The 17,337-nt window shown below is 58.3% G+C and carries 10 protein-coding genes and 1 pseudogene; 3 read left to right on the forward strand and 8 right to left on the reverse strand.

Features of this window, described 5'->3' with window-relative positions; translation table 11 throughout:
• Positions 1-137: 137 nt before the first annotated feature.
• The 5 genes from RX328_RS09420 to modB all read right to left on the reverse strand — a co-directional run bounded on the left by RX328_RS09420 (position 138) and on the right by modB (position 4,037).
• Positions 138-539 carry a DUF2478 domain-containing protein gene (locus RX328_RS09420; RefSeq protein ID WP_312018073.1) on the reverse strand — a complete coding sequence of 134 codons (402 nt, stop codon included), beginning with the start codon at positions 537-539 and terminating at the stop codon, positions 138-140.
• A gap of 16 nt (positions 540-555) precedes the next feature.
• Positions 556-942 (reverse strand): DUF2478 domain-containing protein, encoded by a 387-nt coding sequence (locus RX328_RS09425; RefSeq protein WP_249726812.1) that lies wholly within the window; start codon positions 940-942, stop codon positions 556-558.
• Between the two features lie 324 nt (positions 943-1,266).
• The gene (modA, locus tag RX328_RS43350; RefSeq protein ID WP_409410868.1) at positions 1,267-1,842 is read right to left on the reverse strand and encodes a molybdate ABC transporter substrate-binding protein; all 576 of its coding nucleotides are present in this window, start codon (positions 1,840-1,842) and stop codon (positions 1,267-1,269) included.
• A gap of 264 nt (positions 1,843-2,106) precedes the next feature.
• Entirely contained in the window at positions 2,107-3,354 is a 1,248-nt protein-coding gene (gene modC / locus RX328_RS09440; protein ID WP_213253668.1) for a molybdenum ABC transporter ATP-binding protein, read from the reverse strand.
• Positions 3,351-4,037 (reverse strand): molybdate ABC transporter permease subunit, encoded by a 687-nt coding sequence (gene modB / locus RX328_RS09445; protein ID WP_057847946.1) that lies wholly within the window; start codon positions 4,035-4,037, stop codon positions 3,351-3,353. The genes modC and modB overlap by 4 nt, the downstream gene beginning before the upstream one ends.
• A gap of 546 nt (positions 4,038-4,583) precedes the next feature.
• Here modB and RX328_RS09450 point away from each other — a divergent pair.
• Both RX328_RS09450 and RX328_RS43355 read left to right on the forward strand, forming a co-directional pair.
• A pseudogene (locus RX328_RS09450) lies at positions 4,584-4,994 on the forward strand (cation:dicarboxylate symporter family transporter); the annotation flags it as partial.
• Positions 4,995-5,474: 480 nt separating this feature from the next.
• Entirely contained in the window at positions 5,475-5,588 is a 114-nt protein-coding gene (locus tag RX328_RS43355) for a hypothetical protein (protein WP_410734055.1), read from the forward strand.
• Positions 5,589-6,174: 586 nt separating this feature from the next.
• Here RX328_RS43355 and RX328_RS09455 read toward each other — a convergent pair.
• Positions 6,175-7,500, reverse strand: coding sequence for an MFS transporter (locus RX328_RS09455; RefSeq protein WP_213253669.1), 1,326 nt, complete (start codon positions 7,498-7,500; stop codon positions 6,175-6,177).
• Positions 7,501-7,844: 344 nt separating this feature from the next.
• Here RX328_RS09455 and RX328_RS43360 point away from each other — a divergent pair, with 344 nt between their 5' ends.
• On the forward strand, positions 7,845-8,120 hold the full coding sequence (locus RX328_RS43360; protein ID WP_409410869.1) for a TauD/TfdA dioxygenase family protein: 276 nt from the start codon (positions 7,845-7,847) through the stop codon (positions 8,118-8,120).
• A 30-nt stretch (positions 8,121-8,150) separates the two neighbouring features.
• Here the strand turns inward: RX328_RS43360 and RX328_RS09465 are convergent, their stop codons facing one another.
• Together RX328_RS09465 and RX328_RS09470 are read right to left on the reverse strand one after the other, a co-directional pair.
• Complete coding sequence (locus RX328_RS09465; RefSeq protein WP_213253670.1) at positions 8,151-9,584, reverse strand: MATE family efflux transporter; 1,434 nt, start codon at positions 9,582-9,584, stop codon at positions 8,151-8,153.
• On the reverse strand, positions 9,577-16,146 hold the full coding sequence (locus RX328_RS09470; RefSeq protein WP_249726813.1) for a non-ribosomal peptide synthetase: 6,570 nt from the start codon (positions 16,144-16,146) through the stop codon (positions 9,577-9,579). Before RX328_RS09470 ends, RX328_RS09465 begins: the two co-directional genes overlap by 8 nt.
• Positions 16,147-17,337: the final 1,191 nt, after the last annotated feature.

Below are 17,337 nucleotides of genomic sequence, written 5' to 3' on the forward strand. Positions count from 1 at the left end.
GTGGAGGGATCTTAACAGCATGGTTTCGATTGAATGGTCCTGCCGTCCTGCTTCAATATTCAATAACTGAGCATGTTGCCGTGCGCGACCGGTTGCGCGCCTTTGAACGATTAGCCCAAGTCAACTGTTCGGGTGTGTTATGATGCCAAAAGAATACGCTTGATTAAGATGAAACCCAGCGCGCGCGGCAATGTTCCGCCAAGCCACTGGTCGCTCCCACGACGCGCACGAGGACAGCTGATGTGAGGTGGCGCGGGAACCGGCACTGACGGTGTTTTGATCGAGCCAATGACGCGGCGGACATTCTCGGGGGCAAAATTGTGGATGCCCTCCCGCCCGTGATCAAGCTGTCGGATCTGATGATCGGTAAATAGCCGCTGACGGGATGGAACGCGCGCGGATGCGCGGCAGGCGCTGGCGATGTCGCGCCACCATTCCTTCACGACCTGGCGCCCGCACAGTAGCGTCGTGCCGACATTTCCGGTGAAAGTCCGCCAGGCGGCATGGCATTTTTCGGGGACGGCGGTGAGGAGCGGCACGCCAGCAATGATCGGATCAGCAAAATTCGTCGCGCAGGCCCCGGCCGGACGCCTCCTGCTTGGAGAATTTGTTGATCACGAGGAGATCGACGTGCCGCTTGATCGCGCGAGACGCGACAACTGCGGCATCGGCAAGCCCATTAGCATCGAGCTTGCAGGAAATGGCGCCGCTGCCGAGTGGCTGACAGCTCGGAATCTCGCGCCCCGTCGCAACGTCGCGCGCGAGCATGGTTTTCATGCCGTTTGCGCCCTTGAAGTTTCGCTGGACGATGCCGCCGACGCGCACGCCTTGCCGCGCGAGATCCTGGGTGAAGTCGGCGAGCAGCGTATCCGCGTCTTGTTCGGGCCTATAGAGGATTGCCGCGACGCGCTTGGGATAGATCTTGGCGTGGTTGGCGATCATGGGCTTGATCCTCTTGGCTCGTTTCAAACCGCGGCGCTTGCCCGTCCAGCATCTACTGCTGGCGTAGATGGCGCGATGCCCTAGCGTTCAGAGGTCGTGAACCAATGAGACGACCCCTGACCAGGGCGAACACGTCCATTCCATAGTTGAGCCTTAGCGCATAGGCAGCGGCGCGTCATGCGCGCTGTGCTGGAGATCGCCGCCACACCTTTGGCCCGTTCACTGAACTGCGCATCGATCGCAAAGCTAGCGAGCCTACCGCTGAAGGCGATTTCGATTCGCTCTGGTGTAGCTGTCCTCACGTGCTCTCCTTGCGCTGCACTTCTAGAACAACGTTGCGGCGAGAATTACCGCAAGGCCGAACATCACCATGCCCATGGCAAGCCAGCTTGGCCACGGAGGCGTTGGGAAGCGGCTGCACCACGAAAGACAGCGCGTATAAAACCCATCCGACCACAAGCCCGAAGGTGAAGGCGAGGGCGCGCCCGCCCCAGAGAGAGGCGAGAATCCCGCGACCAGCTTCGGCTGCGTCGACTCATAGGCGCCGAGCGCTTTAATAGCGTGCTCCGCGGCTGCGCCATAAAGCGCCGCGGCTGGATTGTAGATCGACCGTTTTGCGAAAGTCTCCGCGTCGTTCACGAACTTTTGAGTCGAACTCCAGAGCACGAGGTTGCCGATCGCATAGGTGAAGCGGCTTTCCGGAACCGCGAGACGTTTCTCGAGCAGTTTGCTCGGGCGGGCGTTGTCGGCCGAGAGAAACACCTCAAATGGCGCCCCTTGCGTGATCTGGCTGTAAAACTGTCCGCTCGCGCCAAAGTTCAACAGGGCCTCGCCCAGTCTTCTGCTTAAACGACGCTGCATCTCCTTGGACGGTATGGTGAAGTTAGCGGCGACCGCCACATCGATCTCCGCCGCTTCCGCATTTCCGAACATAAGCAGCGTCAGAATTGAGTTGATCAGGATCAGTCGGGTAAGCGTCATTGGGCATTCCAGGGATGGGCCGCTGCGATGGCTCTGGCCGCGGCGGCTCTTTGCTTCTCATCCCAGCAATCGGCGTGCCGTTCGGGAACATGGTGCGCGCCTTGGTTGACGACACTGAAACGCGCATAGCTGCCAGCGTGCCCGTGGAATGCTGGGTCGCTCTGCCAGCTTCCGATATCGCCGTCAAGTGACATGCGTGGCACGACAAGAGTGGAGGCTTAAGAAGATGCCGCTCGCCTCTCGTGCCGAGCTTCTCGTTTCACGCCGCGGCGTCGCTTGCCTGTCCCCAGGATCTGCTGTTGGCGTGGAAGCTGGTATGGTTTGCAGTGGCGGTTCAGAGGCCGAGAGCAGCGAAACATGCTTGAGCTGGGCGAATACGTCCACTCCATCCTTGAGCCCTAGCGAATCAAAGGAGAAACGCGTTATGCGCGCCAAAATCTCCGTGCCCAAGCCCCCGGTGCCGAGCGCAAGTACCAGCGTGATCTCAGCCGCGCCGAGCGGCAAACAGGCTCTGATGCGCGCCGGAAAGACATTGAGGATGGAGCCTGCGCGCGGTGCTTCGCGCGCGACGCTGACGTCGTAGGCAGCGATGCGCAGCCGTTGGTGCACGCCGGGTGCAAGCGGCGGCGCCGGCACCAACAGGTGCGCACCTTTGAGGCGGAGAATAAGAAGCCCATAGCGCCCATCATAGCCGCTCACCACGGCATCAAGGCTGATGGCGGCTTCGCGGCTCGCCGCAAGCGGCAGCGCAGGATCGGTCTGCAAGACATGCAGCGGCCCAGCCGCGGTTACCATGCCGCGCTCCATCATAACGAGATGATCGGCAAAGCGTTCGATCTCCGCCATGTCATGGCCGATGTAGATCATCGGCAGCGCGAGCTTCTCGGGCAGGCGCTCGACGAACGGCAGAATCTCACGTTTGGCGCAGCTGTCGAGCGCGCCAAGCGGCTCGTCCATCACAAGCAGTCTGGGCTGAGACAACAGCGCGCGACCCATGGCGACGCGCTGCCGCTCGCCGCCGGAGAGATGCGAGGGAGAGCGGTCGAGCAGCGGCGCCAGGTCGAGAAGTTCGAGCACCTCATCAAACGCGATCGGCGTCGGTTTGGGTTTGGGCGCACCGTAAAGCAAGTTGCGCCTGACCGACAAATGGGGAAAGAGACTCGCCTCCTGAGACACATAGCCGATGGGACGCAGATGCGGTGGGCGGAAGGTAGTCTTGTCCTGCCATACCTCGCCATCGATGGCGCAGAAGCCGGCCGGCAGACGCTCAAGGCCGGCGATGCAGCGCGCCACCGCAGTCTTGCCGCAGCCTGGCGGGCCGAAAATCGCCGCCACGCCTTTGGCCGGTACGCTGAATCGCGTATCGAGTGGAAAGCCAGCGATACTGCCACTCAAGGCAATTTCAATCCGGCCCGGTGTGGCTGTCCTCACGTGCTCCTCCTTCTGCTGTATTTGTCGATCAAGGTTAAGGCGAGGACTACCGCAACGGCGAACATCAGCATGGCGCCGGCAAGCCAGCTTGCTTCGCGCCAGCGCGACTCTTGGACAAAGTCGAAGAGAAACGCCGACAGCACCTTGGTGCGCCCAGGAATGTTGCCGCCGATCATCAGCACGACGCCGAACGTGCCGATCGTATGCGCAAAGCCAAGCACGGCGGCTGTCAAAAGACCCGGTCGCGCCAGAGGCAGGGCGACCGTGAAGAAGGCATATAACGGTGAGGCGCGCAGAGTGGCCGCGATCTCCAGCGGGCGGTCACCCATGGCAGCGAAGGTGTTGCGGATGGGCTGCACCACCAAAGGCAGCGCGGACAAGACCGATCCGACCACGAGCCCCGCAAAGGTGAAGGCCAGCGTGCGCCCGCCCCACAGAGAGGCGAGAAGGCCGACCGGGCCGTTCGGGCCGAGCAGGGCGAGCAGATAAAAACTGAGTACTGTTGGCGGCAGCACCAGCGGCAGCGCGATCATCGTGGCCACCGCCTCAGTCCAAAGGCTCTTCGAGCGTGCTAGCCACCACGCGAGCGGCGTGCCAACGATCAGCAGGATCACGGTCGTCACGCTCGCGAGCTCGATCGTGAGCCCGAGCGACTGCCAGATTTCTGGCGAAAAGCCATCCATGTGCGTCAACTTAAGCGTTCGAGCACAGAGCACATGGTCATGCTCGCGCAATGATTGCGTAGGCTAACGGGCCCCTTACGGAAGGCGCGCGTCGCTCGGTTATTGGCGTCATTCTCCAACCGCACCAAGATTTCTGCTTGAGGGGTGCGATGTCCCCGGCCGGCTCGGTGAACTTGGCGGCAACCGCGACATTGATGTCCGCCGGTTCTTCACTGAGTATAAGCGCCATCAGTGCTTTAATCGGGATCAATCGAGCGCGGCTCATCGGGCACTCCTGAGACGGGGCCGCTGCGAGCGCTTTGGCTGCGGCGGGTTTGCGCCTGATCCCAGCAATCGCCGTGCCGCTCGAAGGATTCTGGTGAGCGCCTTGCTTGGCGAGAGAAAACGCGCGTAACTGCCTGCTTTTGGATGACGTTGCCGATTGTCGGACTTCCGACATCGTCGTCTTGGAGCGGACAAGCTGGCCGCTCGTGTGATGTCGGCCGCCTCTCAACGCGCGGCGGCCAGATATTCGAGTTCGTATTAGGGCAGGAAAATCATGACAAGATCGGAACTGCGGCGGCCGCGCGGGCCTCTCGACCCTGGTGAAACCTCCTTTATGTCCAAGCGCTGATCGCGATCCTGATCGGTGTCCTCGTTCGCTGCTGTCGCCGTCTCTTCCGACCAATAACTGGGTCAAGGCGCTCGGCGACGGCTTGATCAAGCCGATCAAGATGGTGATCGCGCCGATCATCTTCTGTAAGGTTGTTTCCGGCATCGCTCGCATCCGTCATGCGAAAAAGGTCGGCTGGGTCGGCGTCAAGGCGCTGGTCTACTTCGAGATCGTTCCACCTTTGCCCTCATTCTCGGCCCGACCATGGGCAGTTCCAGATCGGCCATGGGCTTGCCGCCAAGCCCGACAGCGCGGCGGTGGCCAATTACATCAAGCAGGCGGAAGCCTCCAACGCCGTCCATTTCAACGCTGATAAGCTCACCAAACTGACGAACATGCCAAAGTAGTGCTAATCACCGACGATTCTGTAGGCTCTGCACTGCCGGCGCGGTGTTGGGCTCGAGAAAAGGCTTTCCGCTGGCGGCGAGCCAATCAGTTCGGCTTCACTCGGTAACCGTGAGGCCAAGCGGCAAGGCGGTACGGCGCCTTGCATGCGCTCCGCGTCGACATCCTCTTTCAGCATCGAGCGAATTCGGGAGAGCCGGGCTGGCGAGACATCGACGATTTCAAGCTGGGCAGTTCGTAGGCTTTGCGCGAAGAAGGGCTGGCCCGCGAGCATTAAGGCGTCGCAAGAATGAGCAATTTCAGCGCAGTTCTCATGGACTAGCCCTGCCTACCGCAGCTTTCGTTGTGCGAGAAATTGGCAATAGGATAGTCGCTGTGCGCAGAGCAGTCATTGATTTGGGTCAGCCGGGGATGCCGGCAGGCGCATTTCTGTTCGCAGCATCAAGTCATTCGCAGAAAGTGGAGTTTCAGGTGCGGATATCCGCAAGAAATACCCGACTGTGACGGAAAACGCCATCCGCGCGGCGATCGCTCACAAAGACGTTGCAGCTTGAGCGTCGGCGTCCAGATCCGAGAGACTTTTTGGATGCTGGAGTTCTGGCTTTCCGTAGGAAGCATACCCATCAAGCATGGTCACGAAGCAATTTTCTACCGCGATCTCTTACACGAAAATGGCGCGGATGACGTGGTGTGCGATACGCCATTAGCTTAACAATGCCATCCTCATCGCAATGGACGGCGATATGAAGTAGTTTCCGAAACGCTTCGGCATCCAGCCACGCCAGTACCAGTTGACCGACTTAGTCTGATACGGCTGTGCTGTAATGAAGTGCTTGCAGCAAAACGGCCTGATCGGACAATTAGTCCCATTGAGCATGAATGAACGTTCGGCGGAGATAAATTCTCTCGCCGCCTCTGGATCGAACTCGACGCGCACCAACTTCGGACGAACAGGTGAAAGCAATCGATTCCGGCTGGACGCAAGCTTACGTCGCTAAAGGCGCGGCGCCCATCCTCCGGCATCGTCCCGTCGCCCTCGTCTGGCAGGCCGGCTCCGCAAAGAGCGGAAGCCGATGCAACGCATCATGAGATTGGGAACCTGGCTGGAGCCGTAACCCGTTATCGCATTGTCCAAAGCTGTTACGGGCTCCGCGCGTTCGCGGCTCGAATTTTCGACGGTGCCGTCTCGGGCATCATCAGCATGGCGCAGAGCCCGGCCGCGGTAGCGACAAGCATGTACCAAGCCGGCGCCAGCGCGTTCCCAGTAACGTGGGTCAGCCAAGCGACAACGAGTTGAGCTGTGCCTCCGAAGGTCGTTATCGCAACCGCGTAGATCGTCGCGAAGGCGCCGCCGCGGATGCTCTTGGGCATGCCTTCGACCATACCAACATAGAAGGCGCTATACGGAATCGTTCCGACGAGGGTGAGCGCGCCGAGACCTCCGAGAAGCGCCATAGGACTGCGGCTCTCTACGATCCACAAGAACACCGGATAGGTTATCAGCAGCGCGGCGATCTGCGGCCATATCATGATGGGCCGGCGTCCGGCCCGATCTGCCAGCCAACCGCCCAGGAGTGCGGCAGCAATGCCCACTGCATTGCTGACGACCGTGGTCGCAAAGGCGAGAGGCGCGGCAACTTGCAGGGTGTTCAGTGCATAAGTCGTCATATATTCCGTGACATAGGGGATAATCGTGCAGCTGGCCAAAATGATCAATCCCAAGCTCATCATGCGGCGGCTGGCACGCGATTTCCTTGCGGGCTCGACGGAGAGGGCCGGCGCTTCAGGTCGGTGCAGCGTTTCGGGCAGGGCCCTGCGCAACCAAAATCCGACCGGTAACGTACAGGCGCCGAGCAGGAACGCGATCCGCCATCCGTACGCATCCAGCGACTCGCTTGTCATGGTGAGGGAGAGTATTTCTCCGACCAGCGCTCCGGCCGTTGCAGCTATTTGTTGGCTAGCAGGCTGAAACGAGACGGCAAGGCCCCGGCGTCCGGCCGGGGCCACTTCCATCAGATAGGCGGTCGTCGGACCGACTTCGCCTCCCAGGGCGAAGCCCTGCACCAAACGCGCGAGAATAACCAATAACGGAGCGGCGATCCCTATCGTGTCGTACGAAGGCGTCACAGCCAACACGAGTATAGCGGCACTCATCATGACAAAACTGGCGGTCATTGCGGGCCGGCGTCCAACTCGATCCGAGTATGAGCCGATCACAATGGCCCCGATGGGTCTGGTGACGAAACCCGCTCCGAAGGTCATGAGCGACAGCATAAGGCTGGCGAACTGATCCTGCGCCGGGAAGAACGCGTGACCGATCTGGATGGCGAAAAAGCTATAGGTCCCGAAATCGTAGAATTCGAGCATATTGCCGATCGTCGCGCCCAACACGGCATGGCTGGTCAAGCCTTCATCTGCCGCAAGGAGGGTCGGCTTCGAGCTTCGCTGAGTGAATTGTTTAGCCATGCATGCTGATCCGTCTCGAATGCGGTCCTAAAACATTTCGACCAACTATGTGGAGCACCTTGAGCTCTCATGAGCAAGAAGCGGGTTCGCGCGACTCACCATCGGCGCTGAAATCAGGAATATCAATCTCTCGGGCGATTTGCCGGACCCGACGATTGCTGCGATCAAAAGGGTTCTACTCGAGCACAAGGTCATCTTCTTCCGCGGCCAATGTCATCTCGATGACGCCTAGCAGGAGCGATTCGCTTCCGTTTGGGAAAGCTGGTGCCGCATCCGACCTCGGTGTCACCAAGGGAACGGCTCGATCCTCGAGCTTGATTCCGCCCGCGGAGGTGGCCAGGCCGATGGAGCACGTCGATGGAACCTTTGCCGATGCCTATCATAAGATTTTGGTGCTGCGAGCCGTTGTAATCCCACCATTTGGCGGCGATACGGTCCGGTCAAACACCGCGGCCGCTTATCTCCACCTGCCGCCGCCGCTGCAACGGCTTGCAGACGAGCTCTGGGCGGTTCACAGCAACGTCTTCGACTACGCCGGAATGGCCCGTGTCCACGAGGTCGACAAGAAGCATTTTGACGAGGTCTTCACCAAACCATCTTCGAGACCGAGCATCCCGTGACAATGCATTGGGCCCCGATGATGTCCGTTGTCAGGTCAACCCGCGTGCTCGATCGCTCTTGAAGTTACGGTGCCGGAGCCCTCGTCTGAGCTCAGCGAACTGGTGGAACATGACGAACAGCGCGATCATTCCGGCGCCCAGTTCAGCGATTGCTTGACTGGCCAACAGGCCGCTGAAACCCCATACGACCGGGAATAACAGTACGGCCGGTATGAAGAGAAAGCCCTGCCTCGCCAAGGACACAACCGCACTGAGGCGTGCTCTCCCGAACGACTGAAGCATCGTCGTCACGAAACTCTCAATACCAAAAAGTCCAAAAAAGAGATGGAAGACGATGCAGGTCGAGACGGCAATTTCCGTGACCTTATCGCTATCGCTGAACAGCCTGACCAAAGGCCGGGCAAAAATCATAACAGCCGCAGAATACGCAACGGCAAGAGCGATAGTCATGGAGAGTATGAACTTCGCAGCCTTCAATACACGAGCAAAGTCGCGCGCGCCCCAACCGAAACCCAGGACAGCTTGAGAGCCTATACAGAAGCCGGTGATAGGCAGTGCGCCGATCGTCAAGATTCGCACAGCTATTCCCACGGCCGCGATGGAATCGTCGCCGAACGGCGCAGCAGTCCAGTACAAGAGCATAACGGCAATAGCAGATAAAATACTGGTCATAGTCGCCGGCGCCCCTATGGACGCGAGCTGTCTGATGCGATCTGCTCGCAATGAGATGTGAGATATCCTGACGAGGACTATCCCGCGAAGCTTCGTAAAATACGCGATATACAGGCTAATAGCGGCGATCTGAGATACCAGCGTTGCGAGGGCTGCGCCTCGCACACCGAGGTCCAGTAAGAATATGAAGACGGGATCAAGCACAGCGTTGAGTATGAAGGCGGTAATCATCGTCCACATACTGAATCGTGTGTTGCCTTCGGCTCTGACGATGAAGCCGTTGACGATGTTTAGAAGCATCAGGGTGTACCCGAACAAAAGCGTCTCCGCGTAGTCGAGCGCCACGGGCATGATGGTTGGAGTGACTCCGAGCGTTACGAAGATCCCTCGCAGATTTAGAAGCAGAGCGACGGTAAAGGTGATACCGATCGGAGCGGCGAGCGCAAGTGCAGTACTCGCGCCTCGACTCGCCTCCAGGTGCTCACCAGCGCCAAGGTGACGAGATATCAACGACGCTGTTCCAACACCGATCCCCTGTCCGGCTGCCGCGAGCAGGACCACGATCGGCAAGGTCATGCTGACAGCTGCGATCGCCTGCGCGCCAAGTGCGCCAACAAAGATCGCATTGACGACCTGCTGTAACGCGTTGATCGATAAGCCAACAACAGACGGAATGGCGAGCCGCAGGATAAGGCTCGAGAGATTAGGGTCCGATAGATCGATGTGCTGCTTTTTCTTCGGCAAGACATCGCGATCGCCCTCGACGGCGAATTCCGCATCCGGCTCATTCATGGATCAAAGTGTCGCGAGCTCTTCCGAATTCGCTGATCGTCTGCAACAGCTCCTGTTGCAATACCGTGCAAAGATTGCGGGTCACCTCATAACCGACCTGGGTTGGATTATACGTCGTTTCGATCTGGAGATGGCCAGCTTGATATCCGACATCGAACCAGAAGAGGTGAATCACGGCCGCTTCATCCATGTCTGCGCCGATCCAGAGTGGAGAAGGTTCCTTGGCTAAGAGACGGCGTGGAAAATGGCGCTGCAAACCCGCTCGATAATTCAATCCAATTCTGGGTAAGGGCAGGCGATCGATCCGGCTCCGCACGGCTGGATCTCGGTTTAGGAATTTCATGGCCCGAAAGCCTATTCCCCTGCGCGGCAGGGCATTGCGCTGGCGGTATATTGAACGAGCACGATCGGGACGGGGCTCCGTTCCGGTGAGACTCAAGGGAAGCGGAACGAGCTCGCTGATATGGCCGATGATCTGAGATGGGTCGAGATCGTCAAACAGCCGACCTCGGATTGAGGTAAGGCTATCAATCCAGAGCGAATAGTTGCCGAAAACGCGTCCAAAGGCGCCAGATATGGCGGCAAGAAACACATCAAAGTCCTGACAATGTGCCAATCTGGCTGCAATATTGAGGAGATCAGCTGTCGCTTCTTTGTCAATCTCGAGATGGTACTTGGCCTGATCTTCCCAAAGGGATCGGCAATTCGCTTCATCGATGCGACCTTCAACGCGTGCATGGTGAAGCTCTCTCGCGGTCACTTTCGAAAAGCTCGCGCCGCCCGATGAAGTGTCGCTGACGTGCAAATTGAACTGATGGTAGTCAATCCTCTCCCAGTATTTGAGTTCGGCTGGCGCTTCGCTGTTGGCGTAGTGCTCAAGGCGCTTCAACCATGGAGAGAGCATTTGTATGTTCTCGGGACCACTCACGGCGTGGCCTGAGGCAAGGGCGTTGTACGCCCCATCCAATGCTTCCAGGAACAGTCGATAGCCTATCCCGTCCGCCACAAAATGATGCATCAGGACCAGCAGGTAGTAATCGCCACTTTGCGATGTGCGGAACACCGTGACGTTAACAAGAGGCGTCTGGCCGTCAAACCGAAAGGTATGTTGACGTCTTGCTGAGACGCTCTCGATTGCCTTACGCTGCTGTAGGCCGGTCATTCCGACAAGGTTGATCTCCTCCACGAGGCGTTCGGCCACCGAAGGTCCGATCGTCAGACGTAGACCATCGTCAGTTCGGGCAATACGGAGTCTGAGGCCTTCGTGCCTATCCATGACATGGGCAAGGGCGCGCTCCAGGATTCGGATATTCAGGACGCCGCCGGGCAAGAAGAACAGATCGCCGATGTTGAAATGCTCATCGAACCCGACAAGACGGTTCCAAGATGAGATTGCCGGGATAACTGGCAATGAGGCATCCGCGGAAGGGAAGGTATGGAGTGTAACCGCCGCTCCGTCTGCCGCCAATTCCCTGACGGTCGGTGTTCGATAGAGTTGGTCGACAGTGAGATTCAGTCCGGCTTTGCGCGCCAGCGTGACGCAGCGCACGCTCAGAAGAGAGTCTCCGCCGATATCAAAAAAGCTCTGATCGATTCCGACCCACTTGGCGCCTAATAGATCCTGCCAGATCCCAGCAAGAATACGCTCCTTCCTCGTGCGTGGCTCAGCAGATGGAACAGGCCCGACCTCGCGGTAAGGAACGGACGACAGGCGAGCACGATCGATCTTTCCGCTCGCCGTAAGGGGGATAGTGTCAACCAAACGGAAGGCGGCGGGAATCATGTAGGACGGCAATGTGTGGCGCAGGTGGGTGACAATATCTCCAGAGCTTAGACTGTCGCGAGCCGGAACCACGCTAGCCGTCAAGCGACGATGGTCATTCATGCCTTCTGCGACGACCGCGGCCTTTGCGATTGCCGGATGAGACTCAAGGGCCGTTTCGACCTCCTCCAGCTCGATGCGAAAGCCCCGTACTTTGATCTGGTTGTCCGATCGGCCGCAAATCTCGAGAAGGCCGCTGGTTGAGATACGGGCGATATCGCCACTTCGATAAAGAACGCTGTATTGTCCGTCATCATACGGATTCGGCACGAAACAGCGGTTGGTCCGATCTTGATCCCGCCAGTACCCAGCGCTCACGCAGCGTCCCGCGATGCAGAGTTCGCCGGCGACTCCGACAGGGACTCTCTTCAACTGTGCATCGAGCACGTAGAGTTTGACGTTATCGATTGGGCGCCCAACAGGGATGAGCGACGAGCCGTCGTAGGCACCCGATGTTTCGTAGATTGCTGCATTGGATGCACATTCCGTAGCACCATAGAAGTTCCACAACGGCACGTCCGGGAAATGCGCGTGCCAGCGACCCGGGAGCGAGGAAGGCATCGGTTCCGCGCTGCTCGTGACCAACCGCAAGGCGGTCGGTCGCGGGTGCCGTTCTTGGGAAGCAATGAGGCCGGATAGGAGCGGCGGCGAGGCAAATAAGTGTGTCACGCGACGTCTCGCCAACGTGCACAACAACAGATCTGGATCCAGCAACTGCTCTTGGGTCAAGATCAGCGCGGGCACACCTCTCAGAAGTCCCCCAAAGTACTCCCATGCCGACGCAACAAGTGATGCGGACTTCTGGACAACCATCACGTCGGTACTGTCGAAGGGAAAGCCTCGCCACATCCAGTTCAGTCGATTGAGAATTGCCGATTCCGGTATAAGAACCCCCTTCGCCTTCCCAGTTGAGGACGACGTGTATATGAGGCTCGCAATTCCCTGATCTGATGGTTTGTCGCTGCGCTCAAAATCGTGCACGGGCGCGCCGCACCCTTCAAGGGTCGATAGACGAATCGACGGCACGTCAAAACCAGGATCAGAGGTATTTGCGTGAACCAAAAGCTTTGCCTGACTATCTCGCAGGATATGTTCGATCCGATCACGCGGATAATCCGGCGATATGGGGACAACAATGGACTGCAAGGCTCGTGCTGCAAGAATAACAGCGGCCACGTCAGGCGACCGGTCGACCAGCATGGCGACCATATCGCCAGCCCCCACGTCAGAAGCCCGCAGTAACAACCTGATAGCTGTTACGCGCTCACGCAGGTGGTCGAATGTGATCTCACCGAAATCACCAAAATATGCCACCTGGCTGCTATTAGAGACGCTGATTTGCTCGAACGCTTCGATAAGCGGACATTCAGTCTCATATGGCTGCGCCGAGCCATCCAGCGAGTCCAGCACAGTGACGTCTGACGCGCTGAGGCAGCTCAGATCTTTAATGTGCGCAAGCGGCCTCTCAACGCAGGCTGCAATCAGACAGCGCAGATTGTCGGCCATGCGGACAATCAGATCACTGGAAAATATGTCTTCCGCATACGCTAGCTGGAGGGCAATTTCATCGCCGTGATCTTGTGCGTACAATGTCAGATCGAATTTTACATAGCCGGTCTCATATTCGCGGAATGTCAGATCCAACTCATGTTGGCCAAATGGCTCCGCGGCCTCGGAGTACATGTTGAACATGACTTGGAAGAGCGGTGATCGTTCAGCTTCGCGATATAGCCGGGTATCCCTTACCATCCAGCCGAACGGATATGCCGAATTTGCGATGGCATCGCCGACCAGGCCCTGGATGCGCATGGCATGAACCGCAAAGGACTGGTCGACATCGATCGCGGTGCGGATTGGCAGCATATTCAGGAAAAAGCCAACAATTTCGGCGCTGCCAGGTTGATCCCGTACGACGTGCGGTATGCCAACGATAATATCGTCTTGGCCGCTATACATCCGCAGCAGCAGCTTGAAGCACGCGAGGAGTGTTGTCGACGTGGTGCACCTATGTTGGCGCGCAAACTCCCGTACCTGATTGGAGAGCTCGCTGCCAAGCAGCACCGCATGCGAGGCGCCGCGGTAGGAATTTGTCTGCGGCCGCGCTCGTCCCGTTCCAAGCGAAAGCACCGGCGGATCATCGCCAATCTGACGACGCCAATAGCTACGCTGGTTGGCCAGCGCCTCTGAAGTAGCGTATTGTGTTTCCCAGACCGCGTATGTCGAGAGCGACGCGCGGTTCTCTGGCAAAAACGCCGCGGCATCTACGTACCTTTGTCGAAGGTCCCTGAGTAGAACAGAGATCGACCAGGCATCGATGATAATTTCGTGAGCGGTGATCAGTATGAGATGGTTGTCAGGGCCAAAACGGATCATGCGCGCGCGAAAAAGATGGCCTTGGCTGAGATCAAAGCTGCCGTTCAGCTCTGTTCGCCGTAACTCTGCGACCAGCTCCTCAGCTTCCTGCGCCGTGAGATGAGATGCATCAGCCAATTCAAGACTTGCGTATTGAGGAGCATCAAAAAGCTGGACCGGACCGTCCTCGTCGATAAAGCGTGCCGAAAGTGCCTGATGGGAATGAACGACATCGGTCCAGGCGCGATTGAACGCCGCCAGATCGATCATGCCCCTTATCCGCAGGCCGCCTTGAATGATGTAGTTCCTGGCAGACGGATCGAGCTGCGAGAGAAACCATAGGTGCTCCTGAACTCGCGTCAGAGGCGATCGCATAAGCTTTCCGTACGTCGGGGCTGTGCGCGGTTTGGAGCCGACGCCGGCCGAGATCGAAGCCGCAAGAGATCGGATCGTTCCATTGAGGACTAGCCTGAAATCCGTTCTCACTCCGAGCTGGGTCTGCAACTGGCCCAATATGAGCATTGCCCGGAGCGAGTCTCCGCCGAGGCTTATGAACTGGTCCTTCACGCCAATGTCCTCAATACGCAGAACGCCGGCCCAAATTTGACACAGCTGGGCTTCGAGCTCTGTTTGCGGCTCCTCGAATGGAGTCGACAATGGAGGGCGAACACTGGTCGGGTCCGGCAATGCCCCAAAATCGACCTTTCCGTTTCTGGTCAGTGGAATACTGGCGAGGTGGATGATCCTTTCTGGGAGCATGTAGGTGGGAAGCGCTTCGGCAAGAAAATTCTGAAGCTCGCCTTCCGTTACTTCAGCCGGAGTTGACACATACGCGATGAGTCGTCTCGATCCAGTTTCCTCCTCGGCCCTGGTTATATCTCTCGCCATAAGCTTTACGCCTGCGCAGACGGAGGCGACCGCGACGGCGCCACGTACCAAATGATGAGCGGAGAGGCGGGCCTCGATTTCTCCCAGCTCAATTCTGTGCCCGCGGATTTTGACCTGACGGTCCCGTCGACCGAGACATTCCAAAAGGCCATCGGAACGAATGCGCCCGAGATCACCTGTCCTGTATAGGCGCTGGAACGACGGGTCGTTTGAGAACGGGTTTGGCCCAAAGGCATCCTTGGTGCGGACATCGTCATTGACGTAACCAGCAGCGACACCAACGCCGCTAACACAGATTTCGCCGACCTCTCCCGTGTTGCACAGCCGCGGTCCGTCGGCGACATAAACCTCAAGGTTAGAAATCGGTTTGCCGATCGGCACATAAGGGTCAGCCAGCGCAGGCGCTACGGAAACCAGATGATGCGTAACGCCGTCCGCGCACTCGGTCGGCCCGTAATGATTGAGAATGGGCACCCGGGGATATAAGGCAAGCCACGCGCGCGCCAGTCCGGGTGTTAGAGGTTCTCCGACCGTTGAAATAATCCGCAAACTGTCCAGAGCTCGGTCAGCCGCCGCAAGCGACTGCAGATATTCAACAAATATTGCAAGCATGGACGGAACGAATTGAACAACCGTCACGCCGTATCCTTGAATTGCTTTGAGAAGGGACACTGGCGATTTCAGTGTCGCATCATCAATGATCGCGATACAGCCTCCGACGCAAAGCCCTGCCAGAAGCTGCCACAGCGAGATGTCAAAGCAGTGCGATGCCGTCTGCGCGATGCAATCCGTCCGAGTGAGGGTTAGGGCATCAATCTTTGCCACCAAATGATTGTTTAGGGCTGCGCGCTCGATCATTGCGCCTTTAGGCTTGCCCGTCGAACCCGACGTAAACAGAATGTAGGCGAGTCCATCCTCGCGCGATGGTGGCACAACAGGCGAAGTCTGGCCCTCGCGCAGCGCCGCCTCTATCGCCATGAATTGCGTGGTGCCTTTGCTGCTCGCCTGAAATAGGCTGAGCGAATCCGGCTGGTCTGGGCCAATAATCAGCGCGCAGCGACTCTGCTCGATCATGAATGATGTGCGCGAAGCCGGTAACGATGGATCGAGCGGCAGGTACGTTGCTCCAGCCCTCAAAATTGCAACTACCGCCGTCGCCCAGTCGAGGTCCCGCTCACCCCAATAGCCAACGACTAAGCGGTCAGCGCCCCGCTCTCGTAACGTCCTTGCGAGGGCATCCGATCTTAATCGCAGCGCTTTGTAGGTGAGTTCGTCTGCGCCGTACCTCAGCGCAACCCTCTCCGGATCCGATCTCGCAACGCGATCGATCGCCGAGATCGCGTCCGTCGGTTGACGTTCTACAAGCGGATTTTTGCCTGATCGATTTTCCGCAGGCAACGCGTCCCGCCATTCGTCGCCTTCTGCGGCACTTAAAGTAGAATACCGAGGATCCTCGGTTGAGGGTGTCCATTGCGTAACCACCCTGGTGCTGCCAGTCATGGTGTGCCGTTTTGTCCGTTTCTTAGCTTCTCGTCCTTTGCGTTCACTACTGTTTCCTCGATGATCGGCAGGGGAACACGGCCGGACGCTAGGGCCTCAAGCTGGCGTTGGCATCTACCGGATCTGGTAGTAGACACGCGGGTAGTCTGCATGGCGCCCGTAACCAAACGCGTCCAGAGACTCGCTCCGGCTTGTGATTTCTTGCATTTGTAGGCGCCGGGACAATGGTTTTGTGCGCTCCTCATGAAAGCGGATTTGGCGCTCGCCGGGCTGCAGGTCGTCTGCGACTCGAATGTGCAAGAACCAACACGGAGGCGTGTTACCGTTTTCCACGAGGCCGGCGTTGTTTGTATAGCCGCCGAAGGGCAGTCGTTAAGCGCTCAAACGTGTTGACGCTCTTGGCTATAACGAGAGCTATGGGCGGCGTAACGAGTCGTGGGCGTGCAGAACCATCCACCGGGAGGTCCTTGATCTGCTGATGTTCGCAGTCGTCCGCCTTGGTGCACACGAAAACGCGCTCAGAAGCGTTTGCTGTGAACGGCAGGCGACGTCCAGTCTACCCGAAAGGGCGTACCGATACGGTTTCCGAACCGGAATTGAATTGCGGATGGCGCCTTCGCTTAGCCTCCACGAGACGCATGCTCGGCAACTCCCTTTCCTAGAGCAGAACCGATGCGAATGATGTTGCAGCAAAGCCACTTAGCACTACGGCGAAGCCGGAGCCGGACTGTTATTATCACGCGGATATTCGTGCTAAACTGGAAGACGCTGATGATGAGCCTTTCCTGCGCGTGTCGCGTTGCGTGATTGATCGCTCGTGGCGATTTTCCCACGAGCGGACTTCGACAACGCGCGGCATAGCAGGTGCGATCCCTGTGCGGGTAGACGGGTCTAGCGTCCAGGCCGGCTCCGCTCGTCGGTAATATCCATTGGCGTTCACCGTTTCGCATGAGCCTCGATAGGTGAGATCGAAATTCTGTCCAGGCGAACAAAAGTCTCCTTCTACTGCTGCAGCGAAAAAGGCGGCTTCCTGCTGCGCAGCATACTGTCGGACGCTACAGCGAGATTGTCAGCTTCAAGACCATTGTCCACAACCTGACGCATGCACCCGGTACGAAGTAACTGGAGACCCCCCCAATTTCCAAGCGGCACGCTGCTTGCTTCAGTCGCGGTGCTATCACCGATGCCAGC

This window comes from Bradyrhizobium sp. sBnM-33 (assembly GCF_032917945.1).
Classification (GTDB): domain Bacteria; phylum Pseudomonadota; class Alphaproteobacteria; order Rhizobiales; family Xanthobacteraceae; genus Bradyrhizobium.